Genomic DNA, 13,470 nt, shown 5'->3' with positions numbered 1-13,470 from the left:
GGCTGCGTGACTGCGCTGCGACTGGCCACCTGGAATGTCAACTCCATCCGCTCTCGGGTGGACCGGGTGACCGATTGGCTGGCTCGGGCCGAGGTCGACGTGCTGGCCATGCAGGAGACCAAGTGCAGCGACGCACAGTTTCCGACATGGGCGTTTCACGAGCTGGGCTACGAAGTGGCGCATGTGGGCCACAACCAGTGGAACGGAGTGGCGATCGCCTCACGGGTCGGCCTGGACAACGTCGAGGTCGGGTTTCCCGGCCAACCGGCCTGGGCCAAGGCTGACGCCGATCCCACCGTGGAGGCGCGCGCGCTGGGTGCCACCTGCGGCGGGGTGCGGGTATGGAGCCTCTACGTACCCAACGGACGCGCCCTGAACGACCCGCACTACACCTACAAGCTGGATTGGCTTGCGGCCCTGCGCGATACCGCCGAAGGGTGGTTGCGCGACGATCCGTCGGCGCCGATCGCCCTGGTGGGCGACTGGAACATCGCTCCGCAGGACGACGACGTATGGAGCATGGAGTTCTTCGAAGGTGCGACGCACGTCTCGCAACCGGAGCGCATGGCGTTCCAGGCGATGGCCGACGCGCAATTCCTCGACGTGGTACGGCCCTTCACGCCCGGCCCCGGCGTCTACACCTACTGGGACTACACCCAGCTGCGGTTCCCGAAGAAGCAGGGCATGCGCATCGATTTCATCCTGGGCTCCCCCGCGCTGGCGACGCGGGTCGCGCACGCCGAGATCGTCCGCGAGGAACGCAAGGGCAAGTCGCCGAGTGACCACGCTCCGGTGCTGGTCGAGATCCAGCAAGACTGACTACCCGCGGTTCTATGAATTCGGTGTGGATTTCGGGCCCGATCGCGAAATCGCGCATAAGATAGGCGGATTATCCAATTTGCTCATTTGAAGGGCAGGGAATACCCATGAACGCCGTCGCAGGGACGGTAAGGAAAGTGGCCGGAGCGGCGAACCGCGCGGTCACTATGACCACTGAAGCGGCCGGAGCGATCGGCGGTGCCGCAGTCAACGGGGTAATCGGCGGCGTGAAAGGTGCGGCCGGCGGCGTGCAGCGTGGACTGCGCACCGGCAGCCACTCCACCCCCGCGGCCGCACTGACCCTGGGCGCCCTCGGCGTGGCCGGGCTGGTCGAGTGGCCGGTGCTGGTCGCGGTGGGCGGCACCGCACTGGTGCTCAAGCAACTGACCAACCGGTCCGATGACAGCAAGGCGCCGGCCAAGGCTCCAGCCGCGCCCGCGCGGCCCCTCAAGGCGGCGCCGCCGGCGAAGGCGACGAAACCGGTGAAGTCGACGAACTCCTCGACGTCGTCGCGTCGCAGCGCGCAGCCGAAGAAGACCGCGGCACGGCAATCACGAAGCGGCGCCAGCAGCACCCGCACCCGCACCCGCCACTAATCGGGTACGAGTGAGTTTAGGACGTGCCATCAGGCACTCTTTGCCGCTGCGCGCAGCGAGTTTCGGTGTCCAACTGACCTCAGCGCTGATCGATGCCTCGGTCCAGACCGCTGCCGGGGTTGCCGGCGCGATCCTGCCGAACGGCGACGGCGGCCCGGTGCTGTCCCGGCGGTGTTTCCGCGGCGAGGGCCGAGCCTGGGTCGAGATCCGTGGGCTCGACGGCCCGGCCGGCGCCGAGCTGGCAACCGCCGTACTGGGTGCTGCCCGGGCGCTGCCCGGCGTGGTCTCGGTCCGCTTGAACCACCCGTTGTCGCGCCTGGTGGTGGGGCTGGACCCCACCGCCGACGACGTCGTATCGGTGCGCGAACTGTGCCAGGTGGTGTCCGACACCGAGAGCCGGCACAGCCCGGATCGGATTCGGCGGTCCAGCTTCGACTCTCCTGCGTCGAGCCTCGCTAACCGCCGGGCGAAACCCCGCGGACATGCACCGGTGAGCCTGCCCGGTGACGGGATGACCGAGATGCTGCGCGCTTTGACCGTCGGCGCCAACATCGCCGGCTTGGGCGCGGCGACAGTGGGCCGGCTGCTGCGGCTGCCGGGCCTGCCACTCGGGCTCGAGGCCGGCGTGGTCGTCGTCGACTACCAGCCTCGACTGCGCCGACTGCTGGAAGACAGCATCGGCAAACAGACCACCGATGCGCTGTTGGCACTGGCCAGCGCCGGCGTGCACACCCTCAACACCGCGCCGACCGCGCTGGCGGTGGACCTGTCGGTAGAGGCGATGCGCGCCGGGGAGGAACGCGCCGAGGCGCGGGCCTGGCGCCGCCGAGAACCGGAGCTCGCCGAGCACGCCGAGCATCCGCCGGTCGCCGTCCCGGAGCGGCCGGCGCCGCGGCCGCCGGGGCCGGTGGAGCGGCACCTGACCCGCAGCGCCTGGGCGCAGGTCGTGGGCGCCGGGGTGATCGGTGCCGCGACCCGCAACCCGGATCTGGCCGGGACGGCCGCCGCGGTGACCGCGCCGAAGGCCACCCGCACCGCACGCGAGTCGTTCGCCGCCACCCTGGGCCGCGGCCTGGCCGATCGGCACGACACCGTCGTGCTGCGGCCGGGCAGCCTGCGTGAGCTCGACCGCGTCGACACGGTGGTCATCGATCCCCGAGTGCTGTGTGGCGAGACGCTGCGGGTGATGCAGGTACGCGGCGCCGACGACGACGAACTGCGCGCCGCGTGGGCGCAGGCTCAGGCCCGGCTGAACGACGCCGACCTGACACCGGGATGGCATCGCATCGGCCCGCGCTCCGGTGTGCAGGCATCGTTCCAGCCCGCGCTGCTGCCTCTGGCGTCCGCGGTGGTGACCGAGGCCCGCCGCGCCGACGTCGAAGTGGTCTCGGTCGAGGCCGAGGCGCTCGGCGAGCTGCGTCCGATCTTCGACGAAATCCGGCCCCTGGACGGTGCATCGATCGACCAGGCGCTGGCCGCCGCCGTCGCCGCCTACCAGGCCGACGGCCATGACGTCGCGGTGCTGTCCTCGGTGGCCGTCGAGGCCTTGGCCGCGGCCGACGTGGCACTGGGCGTGCTGCCGGGACAGGGCGTCCCGCCCTGGTGCGCCGACGTACTGCTGACCGACCTGGCTGCGGCGTGGCGGGTGCTGCATTCCTTGCCCGCCGCCCGTTCCGCCAGCCATCGTGGCGTCGAGATCGCCACCGGCGCTACCGCATTGGGCTCGCTGCTGATGCTGCCCGGGGTCCGCGGCAGCGGGCCGGGTCCGGTGACCACGGGCGCGGCGGCCGGCGCACTGTCGGGTTACTGGCTGGCCCGCCGGGCCGTGGACGCCGCGGTGCCCCGGCCGGCGGCCGTGCACGAGTGGCACGCGATGTCCGTCGGCCAGGTACGGGCGGTGTTGCCGCCGCCGGAGCTGGCGGAGCCGGCCACGCCCCACCATGCGCCGGCCGCGGCGGCTGCGCTGGCGGCAGTGGATCTGGCGCGCCGCGGCGCGCAGCGGACCGCGCCGCCGAGAATGCTGCGGCAGTTCGCCCAAGCCGTGCGCAGTGAACTGTCCGACCCCATCACGCCGGTGCTGGCGCTGGGGGCCGCGGCCAGCGCGGTGCTGGGTTCACCCGTCGACGCGATGCTGGTCGGTTCGGTGCTGGGCGGCAACGCCATGCTGGCCGCCGCGCAGCGACTCATCGCCGAGCGCCGGCTCAACGTCCTGCTGAACGAACAGATTCCGGCGGCGCGCAAGGTCCTGCCCGACGGCAGTCACTGCGAGATCCCGGCCGAGGAGCTGCTCCCGGGAGATGTGATCGAGGTGCACGCCCACGAGGTGGTGCCCGCTGATGGCCGGTTGATCGAAGCGATCGATCTGGAGGTCGACGAGTCGTCGCTGACCGGTGAGTCGCTGACCGTGGTCAAGCAGGTTGAGGCCACGCCCGGTGCCGATCTGGCAGATCGGGAATGCATGGTCTACGCGGGGACCACCGTGGTGACCGGAACCGCAGTGGCACTGGTGACCGCGAGCGGCGGCGACACCCACGGACGACGGGCGGCCGAACTGGTGGCCGGCGATCAGTCCGCGATCGGGCTGCAGCATCAGCTGAGCCTGCTCACCAGTAAGGCATGGCGGATCAGCCTGGCCGGCGGTGCGCTGGTGACCGGCCTGGGCATGGCCCGCCGGATCGGGTTGCGTCAGGCGGTGGCCAGCGGCATCGCGGTCAGCGTCGCGGCCATCCCCGAAGGGCTGCCGCTGGTGGCCACCCTGTCCCAGCAGGCGTCGGCCCGACGGTTGACCAAAGCCGGTGTGCTGGTGCGGGTGCCGCGTTCGGTGGAGGCACTCGGCCGCGTCGACGTGGTCTGCTTCGACAAGACCGGAACGCTGAGCCGCAACCGGCTGCGGGTGTCGCAGGTGCACCCGGCGGCGGGCTTCACCGACGACGACGTGCTGCGCTTCGCGGCCAGCGCGGCCCCGGTGTCCAACGGCACCCGCCACGTGCACGCCACCGACACCGCCATCGTGGAGGGCGCCGCCGCAGCGGGAGTGGCCGGTGCACCCGAGGGACCCGCCGCGGCACATCTGCCGTTCCGCTCCGGGCGCCCGTTCTCGGCCTCGGTGCGGGGAACCGAACTGACCCTCAAGGGCGCCCCGGAAGTGGTGCTGGCGTGCACCGGGGCGGGCCCGGCCATCAAGAAGTCGGTGGCCGCCCTGGCTGCCGAGGGCCTGCGGGTGATCGCGGTGGCCCGCCGGGACTTGACCCCCGCGCAACGCATGGCGCTGGGTGCGGATCCCGAGCCCGACGAGATCGCCGAGTACTGCCGCGACGGGCTGACCTTCGTCGGCCTGCTCGGGCTGTCCGACACTCCACGCGACGAGGCCGCCGAACTGCTCGCCGACCTCAAGCGCCGCCGAATTCCGGTGCGGCTCATCACCGGCGACCACCCGCTGACCGCCACCACGATCGCGCGGGAGATGGGCCTGGAGGTCGACAGCGATCAGGTGATCAGCGGTGCGCAGTGGGATGCGTTGTCCCGCAAGGGCCAAGAACTTGCGGTGGCCGAGCGCGTGGTGTTCGCCCGGATGTCTCCGGAGAACAAGGTGCAGATCGTTCAGACTCTGGAGCGCACCGGCAAGGTGTCGGCGATGGTCGGCGACGGCGCGAACGACGCGGCGGCGATCCGGGCCGCCACGGTCGGGATCGCGGTGGTCGCGCACGGCAGCGAAGCGGCCAGCACCGCCGCCGACGTGGTGCTGCTCGACGAGCGGATCGACACCCTTCTCGACGCGCTGGACGAAGGCCGTGAACTGTGGCAGCGGGTGCAGGCCGCGGTGGCGGTGCTGCTCGGCGGTAATGCCGGCGAGGTGGCGTTCGCGATCATCGGTAGCGCACTGACCGGCCGCTCGCCGCTGAACGCGCGCCAGCTGCTGCTGGTCAACATGTTGACCGACGCGCTGCCGGCCACCGCGCTGGCGGTCAGTTCGCTCAACGAGCAGGCCGCCGCCGGCGGGCACGGCCCCGACGAGCGTGCCCTGTGGCGCACGGTGGCCGTACGCGGTGTGACGACGGCGTCGGCCGCAGTGGGCGCCTGGGGGCTGGCCTCGGTCACCGGGCGTCCGCAACGGGCCTCGACGGTGGCGCTGGTGTCGCTGGTCGCCACCCAGCTGGGCCAGACGCTGTTGGATTCGCGGGATCCGCTGGTGGTGGCAACCGCTGTCGGCTCGCTGGGCGTGATGGGGACGTTGATCACCATCCCGGGTGTCAGCCAGCTGCTGGGTTGCACCCCGATCGGGCCGTTGGGCTGGGCTCAGGCGCTGGGGACGGCAACGGTGGCCACCGTCGGCGCGGCTGTGGTGCCCCGGATGCTGTCGGGGTTGCAGGAGAACGCGACCAGGCCCAGGGAGTTCATCGTCCCCGGGCCGCGGCCACCGAACCGCCCGCAGCCGTCCAACGGTCAGTCCGCGCCGCGGCTGCGGCTTGTGCACAATGAAGACACTGACTCTCGCCGCGGAACGGTCGCGGCCCGATCATCCGGCGATCCGTCGCCACCAGGAGGCTCATGATGGCGGACAAGCCGCGGCGCAGCGCATCCCAGCGGGAGGCAGTGGCCCACATTCGCGAGGCAGAGGGATTCGCTGTCGAATTGCCGCTGTTCGGCAAGGTGACGGTGCCGCGGCCCGAGCAACTGGCCTACTACGGCGGGCTGGCGCTGCTGGCCGCCTTCGAGATCATCGACTGGCCGGTGGCCCTGGCGGTGGCTGCTGGCCACATTCTGGCCAGCAACCACCGCAACGAGGTGCTCGAACAGCTCGGTGAAGCCCTGGAGGATGTCTGACCTCAGTTGTTGACGGTCAGCACTCCGACGCGCCACAGGAGTGCATACATCTGGTGCAGCGGGCCACTGAGCAACCGGGTGGTCATGTCGACCAACGGGTCCGAAGCAGGCGCCACAGGCGCGGCAGGGCGGCGGTCCAGCTTCTTCGCCGTGCTGATGGCACGCGGGGCCGGAGCCGTGATGTCGGTGTAGGCGATTGCAACCATGATGGCCTCCTAGTCGCGTAACGGCGCTACGCGCTCAGCTGGGGGCCGGAATCGTGGCTCAGCTGGAGGCGGTCTGCGACCGTTCGGATGGGGACGGAACAGATGTCAGATATCGGCTCGGACTATCACCGGAACTCATTCGTCCCTCACCTCCTCTCGGTCGCGGGCGCGCAGGAGCGCGCCGGTTTCACCGCATGCTTTGGGAGGCAGCCCCGACGACTGTCGGGAGACCGCACCCCTCTCGTCAGAGCTTTGGCACTGCACGGCGTGTCCCGATACGGGAAGCCACTTGGGCTCAACCCTTAAGCCGGGAAGAGCTGTCCTGACCCGGGGCGTCTTTCGACGTTCGGGGTCAGTGGCCTATGTCCGTGCAGACGCCTCACCTAACGAGGTGCTTGCACGGTCCATAGTGCACCACCGACGGGGCGCGGTCAACTCCACCCCATTCGGGCGTGGCGAGCGCCTCTGACGTGCAACGATGCCGCCAAACCCCCTGCGCACGAGGTGTCACACCAGTCACTTTGGTACCAGAACGAGACCGTTACGGCCCGGTTCTGCGACCAACGCGCAGCGCCGGAAAGAAGCCGAACAGCGCCCTGGAGACGCGGTTTAGTCCTTGAGGTTCAGCGGCTCGACGGCGTAGCGCCCCGGCGTCCGCCACGACGCGAGCGCGCCGAGCAGCATCATCACGGCCGCGGCGGCGAACACCACCGCCAGGCCGGCGTGGAACGGCCCGGAGATCAACTGCGGGAAGAAGCTGTGCCCGGTCAACGTCTCGGCGTCGACACCCGGCGCAGACAAAGCACCGGAGGGCCCCAGCAGCTCGGCGATGGGGTTGTAGCCCAGGAACGCCGCGAACAGGCTGCCCACCGGCGGGGTGTTGGCCACCTGATCGGCGACACCGGCAGAAACGCCCTGCTGCTGCAACCCGGCGCCCAGGGCCGCCGGCAGTGTGTGGGCCAGTCCGATCACCATCAGCGAGAAGAAGATTCCGATCGACAGCGACGTGCCGGCGTTGAAGAAGGTGGCGCGCACGCCCGACGCCGCGCCACGCTGGTCGGCCGGGACACTGGACATCACCACGGCACTGTTGGGCGCGGTGAAAATCCCGCCACCCAGGCCGTTGACGAAAACCAGCGCCGCGAACACCCGATAGTCGAAGTCCACCGGCAGCAGCACCAGCCCCACGAACGTCGCCGCCATCAGCACCATGCCGCCGACCGTGAACGGACGGGCACCACGGCGGTCCGACAACGAACCCGCCACCGGGCCGGCCAACAGGAACCCCGCCGTCATGGGCAGCAGATAGATACCCGCCCACAACGGCGTCGACTCGTAGCTGTAGCCGTGCAGCGGCAACCAGATGCCCTGCAGCCAGATGATCAGCATGAACTGCATGCCGCCGCGCCCGACCGCCGACAGCAGCCCGGCCAAGTTGGCCATCCCGAACGCCGGAATCGCGAAGAGCCGCACGTCGAGCAGCGGGGCGGCAACGCGCAGCTCGATGAAGCAGAACAGCACCAGCAGCGCCACACCGAGCCCCAGCGAACCCAGCACGGCCGGACTGGTCCAGCTGGTCGGCGACGAACCGTGTGGCTGAATGCTGTAGGTGATGGCGGTCAGCACCACGGTCAGACCCAGCCCGAGCGTCGCGGTGCCCGCCCAGTCCAGCTTCGCCGGCGACCGCTCACCGAGTTCGTACAGTGAGCGCAGCGACCAGACGGTGCCCAGCACTCCGATCGGCACCCCGACCCAGAACACCGCACGCCAGTCCCATTCCGACAGCACGCCGCCGATCAGCAGACCGACGAAAGACCCGGCGACCGCGGCCACCTGGTTGACGCCCAGCGCCATGCCGCGCTGATTGGCCGGGAAGGCGTCGGTGAGGATCGCCGAGGACGACGCCATCAGCATCGCCCCGCCGACACCCTGCACCACCCGCCAGGCGATCAGCCACTGGGCGCCGCGGCCCATGTCGAACGGATCGATCGACAGCGCGATCGCCGCGACGGTGAACACCACGAAGCCCAAGTTGTAGATGCGCACCCTGCCGAACATGTCGCCGAGCCGGCCGAAAAACACCACCAGCACAGCCGACACCAGCAGATAGCCCATCAACATCCACAGCAAGTAGCTGACGTTCGCGGGCTCCAGCGGGTTCAGTCCGATGCCCCGGAAGATCGCCGGCATCGAGATCAGCACGATCGAGCCGTTGATGGTGGCGAGCAGTACGCCCAGGGTGGTGTTGGACAGCGCGACCCACTTGTAGCGCGGGTGGTCGCGGTCGTAGCGCAGTCGTCGGCGAGCGGTGGCGACGGCGCCCGGGTCTTGGACGCCGGTGTTCACCTGCTCTATCTGCGCCGTCATCACTCTCCCAGCTAACTCTGCCCCGAGCACATATGTTAGCTAAGCAAACGATCAGTTACCTAATTCTCGTCGGGCACCCTCGGCGCCTTACGCCGACTGCTGTGCTGCGATAGCGTGGCAGTGCACGAATCGCCAGTGCAGAAATCACCAAGAACCGCGGGAGCGCAACCAGTGCGCTGAGAGGACGGCCGGGGCCGTCGACCGTACGAACCTGACCGGGTCATGCCGGCAAGGGAGAGGAAGAACTATGACCGACGTCTTGAACGTCCAGGTGAAGCCGCAGGTCACCACCGGGCCCATCCCCTACAGCGAGAAGGCCTACCGAGAGATCGAAGCTCCCGGCGGCGTGACCATGAAGGTGCCGTTCCGGCGCATCAACCTGACCACCGGTGAGCACTTCGACGTCTACGACACCTCCGGTCCCTACACCGACCCCCATGCCGACATCGATCTGCACCGCGGCTTGCCGCCGCGGCCGGGTGTGGTGACCGACCGCGGCACCCAACTGCAGCGCGCCCAGGCGGGCGAGATCACCGCCGAGATGGCCTTCATCGCCGCCCGCGAGGGAGTTCCCGCAGAACTGGTCCGCGACGAGGTCGCCCGCGGGCGGGCGGTGATCCCGGCCAACCACAACCACCCCGAGCTGGAGCCGATGATCATCGGCAAGGCGTTCAAGGTGAAGATCAACGCCAATATCGGCAACTCCGCGGTGACCAGTTCGATCGCCGAAGAGGTGGACAAGCTGGTGTGGGCGACCCGGTGGGGCGCCGACAACGTCATGGACCTGTCCACCGGAAAGGACATCCACGAGACCCGGGAGTGGATCCTGCGCAACTCGCCGGTGCCGATCGGGACCGTCCCGATCTATCAGGCGCTGGAGAAGGTCAACGGCGACCCGACCAAACTGACCTGGGAGCTGTACCGCGACACCGTGATCGAGCAGTGCGAGCAGGGCGTGGATTACATGACCGTGCACGCCGGGGTGCTGTTGCGGTATGTGCCGTTGACCGCCAAGCGGGTCACCGGCATCGTGTCGCGCGGCGGCTCGATCATGGCGGCGTGGTGCCTGTCGCGCCATCAGGAGTCCTTCCTGTACACCAACTTTGAAGAACTGGCCGACATCCTGGCCAGCTACGACGTCACGTTCTCCCTCGGCGACGGGCTGCGGCCCGGTTCGATTGCCGACGCCAACGACGAAGCCCAGTTCGCCGAGCTGCGCACCCTGGGTGAGCTGACCAAGATCGCCAAATCCCGTGGCGCGCAGGTGATGATCGAGGGTCCGGGCCACGTCCCGATGCACAAGATCGTGGAGAACGTGCGGCTGGAAGAGGAATGGTGCGACGAGGCGCCCTTCTACACACTGGGACCGCTGGCCACCGACATCGCACCGGCCTACGACCACATCACCTCGGCGATCGGCGCGGCGATCATCGCTCAGGCCGGCACGGCGATGCTGTGCTACGTGACCCCCAAGGAGCACCTGGGGCTGCCCGACCGCAAGGACGTCAAGGACGGGGTGATCGCCTACAAGATCGCCGCGCACGCCGCCGACCTGGCCAAGGGACACCCGGGAGCCCAGGATCGCGACAACGCACTGTCCAAGGCACGCTTCGAGTTCCGCTGGTATGACCAGTTCGCACTGTCCCTGGACCCGGACACCGCACGCGAGTACCACGACGAGACGCTGCCCGCCGAGCCGGCCAAGTCCGCGCACTTCTGCTCGATGTGCGGCCCGAAGTTCTGCTCGATGCGGATCAGCCATGACGTGCGCGACTACGCCAACGAGCACGGCCTGCAGACCCAGGACGACATCGACGCCGCGATCCAGAAGGGAATGGACGAGAAGTCAGCCGAGTTCGCCGACCACGGCAACCGGGTGTACCTGCCCATCTCCTCCTAGTGGATTTCCTGCCACTGGCCCCGCCGGGGGCGACGCCGGTACGGATACTCACCGTTGCCGGATCGGACTCCGGCGGCGGCGCGGGCATTGCGGCCGATATGCGCACGTGTGCGTTGCTCGGGGTGCACGCCTGCGTCGCGGTCACCGCTGTGACGGTGCAGAACACCGTGGGAGTCAAGAGCTTTCATGAGGTTCCCGCCGACACCGTCGCCGCCCAGATCACGGCGGTGGTGCCCGACATCGGGATCCAGGCCGCCAAGACCGGGATGCTGGCGTCGGCGCAGATCATCACCGCGGTGGCCGCGACATGGCAAGAACTCGGGCTGACGGTCCCCCTGGTGGTCGATCCGGTGTCGGCCTCCATGCACGGCGATGCGCTGCTGGCGTTGTCGGCGCTGGATGCGCTGCGCGACACTCTGTTTCCGCTCGCAACCCTGGTGACACCGAACCTGCACGAGGTGCGGCTGCTGGTCGGGATCGAGGTGGTCGACGCCGCATCCCAGCGCGCGGCCGCGCGAGCGTTGCATGCCCTGGGACCGCGGTGGGCGTTGGTCAAGGGGGGGCACCTGCCCTCGGCGGAGCACAGTCCGGACTTGCTCTATGACGGCACCGATTTTCTGGAATTCCCCGGACCGCGGGTGGCCACCGGCGACGACCACGGCGCCGGCGACACGCTCGCGGCGGCCTCGGCGGCCGCGCTGGCCCACGGGTTGTCCGTTCCGGACGCGGTGGCGTTCGCCAAGCGCTGGGTGACCGAGTGCCTGCGCGCCGCCTACCCGTTGGGCCACGGGCACGGACCCGTCTCGCCGTTGTTCCGGTTGGGGCTGGACGCCTCGTGAGCCTGGAGGAAATAGCCGGTTTGGACGGGCTAGCTCATCGCCCAGACGGCACGCCCGCGGGAGTGGTGTTGCTGACCCACGGCGCCGGAGGCGACCGGGATTCACCGATGCTGCAACGACTTTGCGACCAGTGGTCGCGTCGCGGTTTCCTGGCGATCCGCTACAACCTGCCGTTTCGGCGGCGTCGTCCCAAAGGCCCGCCGTCCGGGTCGGGCACCGCAGATCGGGAGGGCATCACCGCGGCGATCGGGTATGCCCGCGCGCTGGCCGAGGGTCCGCTGATCGTCGGTGGGCATTCCTACGGCGGCCGGCAGACCTCGATGGTGGTGGCCGCCGGCGACGTTGCGGTCGACGTGCTGACACTGTTTTCCTATCCGCTGCACCCACCGGGCAAGCCGGAGCGCACCCGCACCGAGCACCTGCCCCAGATCGGCGTACCGACGGTGTTCACGCACGGCAGCTCGGACAGCTTCGGCACCTGCGCAGAGGTTCGCGCTGCCGCCGCGTTGATTCCCGCGCCGCACGAGGTCGTCGAGATCACCGGTGCTCGCCACGATCTGGCGTCGAAGACGTTGGATGTACCGGTGCTGGCGGTCGACGCCGCGCTGCGAATGCTGGGCTGAATCCGCGCGGGTCAGGGCAGGACGACGACGCTGGCCGCGTAGCTCAAGCCCGACCCGTAGCCGAGCAACAGAGCCAGCTCACCGGATTTGGCGATGCCGGCGGACAGCAGCTGCTCCATCGCCAGCGGGATGGACGCCGCGGAGGTGTTGCCGCTGTTCTCGATGTCATTGGCGATGACGACATCGGAGCGCAGCTCAAGGCTCTTGGCGATCAGCGCATTGATCCGGCTGTTGGCCTGGTGCGGAATGAACACGTCGATATCGTGGGCTTGCAACCCGGCCGCCGCGATGGCGCGTTTCCCCACGTCGCTCATTTCGTATGCTGCCCAACGGAATACCACGTTGCCGTCCATGCGCAGGAAGGGCCGGGGACCGTCCGGCTGCTCGGTGTAGCTGATCCAGTCGATGTCTTGGCGGATCGCCTCACAGTTCTCACCGTCGCTGCCCCAGACCGTCGGGCCGATACCGTGCCTCGATGTCTCACCGACGACGACCGCGCCCGCTCCATCGCCGAAGATGAAGCAGTTCGAGCGGTCCGACATGTCGATCGTCGGGGAGAGCACTTCAGAACCGATGACCAACGCGGTGTTGAGGGTTCGTGCACGGAGTAGATCGGCTGCCACCCCGAGGGCATAGCCGAACCCGGCGCACCCGGTGGCCACGTCGAACGCCGGCACGCCCCGTGCGCCGAGGCCGACCGCGACAGTGGGCGCACACGACGGGGTTTGACGGAAGTTGGTACTGGTCGCGACGATCACCGCGTCCACCCCGGACCCGTCGAGCCCGGCATGGCTTAACGCGTTGCGGCCGGCCTCGATGGCCAAACCCGCCACGGTGTCGGTCTTCTCGGCGAACCGGCGCGTCTTGATTCCGGTGCGGGAGTAGATCCATTCGTCGGAGGAGTCGATGCGCAGACAGATCTCGTCGTTGGTGACCACCCGCGCCGGGCGAGAAGCGCCGACACCGAGCAGGCCGACCGGCCGGGTTGCCGCAGGATGGCGAATCTCGCTCAAGAAGACGTCTCTCGGTGGTAGGCCAACAGCTGACTCAAACGTCTCACCATAACGCTCCCGGTGCGCCGGGACGGCCCCCCACCGGCAGGCCCTCAGCGGTCGTAGTCGTCCTCACCCGAGGGCACACCCTGGTGCTGCTCGACCACATCGGCGATGTCGGCGTTGTCGCCGGGGGTGATCTCGGGGCCCGGCGTCTCGTCGTCGGCCTCGACGGCAGGCACTGCCTGGCCGGCCAAGTCTGCGTCGCTGGCTTCGGCATCGCGGCTGGTCATAACGGCCCTCT

11 protein-coding genes and 1 riboswitch are annotated in these 13,470 nt (G+C 69.2%); of the genes, 7 read left to right on the top strand and 4 right to left on the bottom strand.

Annotated elements, in window-relative coordinates; translation table 11 throughout:
• Window positions 1-15: 15 nt before the first annotated feature.
• The 4 genes from K3U94_RS02340 to K3U94_RS02325 all read left to right on the top strand — a co-directional run bounded on the left by K3U94_RS02340 (window position 16) and on the right by K3U94_RS02325 (window position 6,239).
• Window positions 16-819, top strand: a complete 804-nt coding sequence (locus K3U94_RS02340) for an exodeoxyribonuclease III (RefSeq protein WP_047320284.1) — start codon at window positions 16-18, stop codon at window positions 817-819.
• 107 nt (window positions 820-926) lie between these two features.
• The gene (locus K3U94_RS02335) at window positions 927-1,415 is read left to right on the top strand and encodes a hypothetical protein (protein WP_047320242.1); all 489 of its coding nucleotides are present in this window, start codon (window positions 927-929) and stop codon (window positions 1,413-1,415) included.
• Window positions 1,416-1,455: 40 nt separating this feature from the next.
• Window positions 1,456-5,967 carry a cation-translocating P-type ATPase gene (locus K3U94_RS02330; RefSeq protein WP_220696632.1) on the top strand — a complete coding sequence of 1,504 codons (4,512 nt, stop codon included), beginning with the start codon at window positions 1,456-1,458 and terminating at the stop codon, window positions 5,965-5,967.
• Complete coding sequence (locus K3U94_RS02325) at window positions 5,964-6,239, top strand: hypothetical protein (RefSeq protein WP_047320241.1); 276 nt, start codon at window positions 5,964-5,966, stop codon at window positions 6,237-6,239. The genes K3U94_RS02330 and K3U94_RS02325 overlap by 4 nt, the downstream gene beginning before the upstream one ends.
• A gap of 2 nt (window positions 6,240-6,241) precedes the next feature.
• Here the strand turns inward: K3U94_RS02325 and K3U94_RS02320 are convergent, their stop codons facing one another.
• Both K3U94_RS02320 and K3U94_RS02315 read right to left on the bottom strand, forming a co-directional pair.
• Window positions 6,242-6,445 (bottom strand): Rv1535 family protein, encoded by a 204-nt coding sequence (locus K3U94_RS02320; RefSeq protein WP_047320240.1) that lies wholly within the window; start codon window positions 6,443-6,445, stop codon window positions 6,242-6,244.
• Between the two features lie 229 nt (window positions 6,446-6,674).
• Window positions 6,675-6,843, bottom strand: a riboswitch (M-box (ykoK) riboswitch).
• Between the two features lie 211 nt (window positions 6,844-7,054).
• Complete coding sequence (locus K3U94_RS02315; RefSeq protein WP_220695450.1) at window positions 7,055-8,812, bottom strand: MFS transporter; 1,758 nt, start codon at window positions 8,810-8,812, stop codon at window positions 7,055-7,057.
• A gap of 247 nt (window positions 8,813-9,059) precedes the next feature.
• On the opposite strand from K3U94_RS02315, the gene thiC reads away from it, so the two are divergent.
• The 3 genes from thiC to K3U94_RS02300 are packed head-to-tail and all read left to right on the top strand — an operon-like array spanning window position 9,060 to window position 12,174.
• Window positions 9,060-10,712 carry a phosphomethylpyrimidine synthase ThiC gene (gene thiC / locus K3U94_RS02310; protein ID WP_047320238.1) on the top strand — a complete coding sequence of 551 codons (1,653 nt, stop codon included), beginning with the start codon at window positions 9,060-9,062 and terminating at the stop codon, window positions 10,710-10,712.
• Window positions 10,712-11,551: a bifunctional hydroxymethylpyrimidine kinase/phosphomethylpyrimidine kinase gene (thiD, locus tag K3U94_RS02305; RefSeq protein WP_220695449.1), complete on the top strand. Its 840-nt coding sequence runs from the start codon at window positions 10,712-10,714 to the stop codon at window positions 11,549-11,551. Before thiC ends, thiD begins: the two co-directional genes overlap by 1 nt.
• Window positions 11,548-12,174, top strand: a complete 627-nt coding sequence (locus K3U94_RS02300) for an alpha/beta hydrolase family protein (RefSeq protein WP_220695448.1) — start codon at window positions 11,548-11,550, stop codon at window positions 12,172-12,174. The genes thiD and K3U94_RS02300 overlap by 4 nt, the downstream gene beginning before the upstream one ends.
• A gap of 11 nt (window positions 12,175-12,185) precedes the next feature.
• Here the strand turns inward: K3U94_RS02300 and fabH are convergent, their stop codons facing one another.
• Window positions 12,186-13,187, bottom strand: a complete 1,002-nt coding sequence (fabH, locus tag K3U94_RS02295) for a beta-ketoacyl-ACP synthase III (RefSeq protein ID WP_220695447.1) — start codon at window positions 13,185-13,187, stop codon at window positions 12,186-12,188.
• 92 nt (window positions 13,188-13,279) lie between these two features.
• Window positions 13,280-13,459, bottom strand: coding sequence for a hypothetical protein (locus tag K3U94_RS02290; RefSeq protein ID WP_047320234.1), 180 nt, complete (start codon window positions 13,457-13,459; stop codon window positions 13,280-13,282).
• Window positions 13,460-13,470: the final 11 nt, after the last annotated feature.

This window comes from Mycolicibacter heraklionensis (genome assembly GCF_019645815.1).
In the GTDB taxonomy this organism is placed as follows: Bacteria; Actinomycetota; Actinomycetes; order Mycobacteriales; family Mycobacteriaceae; genus Mycobacterium; species Mycobacterium heraklionense.
The sequence above is the reverse complement of the archived record's forward strand: the minus strand, read 5'-3'. Positions and strand labels throughout refer to the sequence as shown.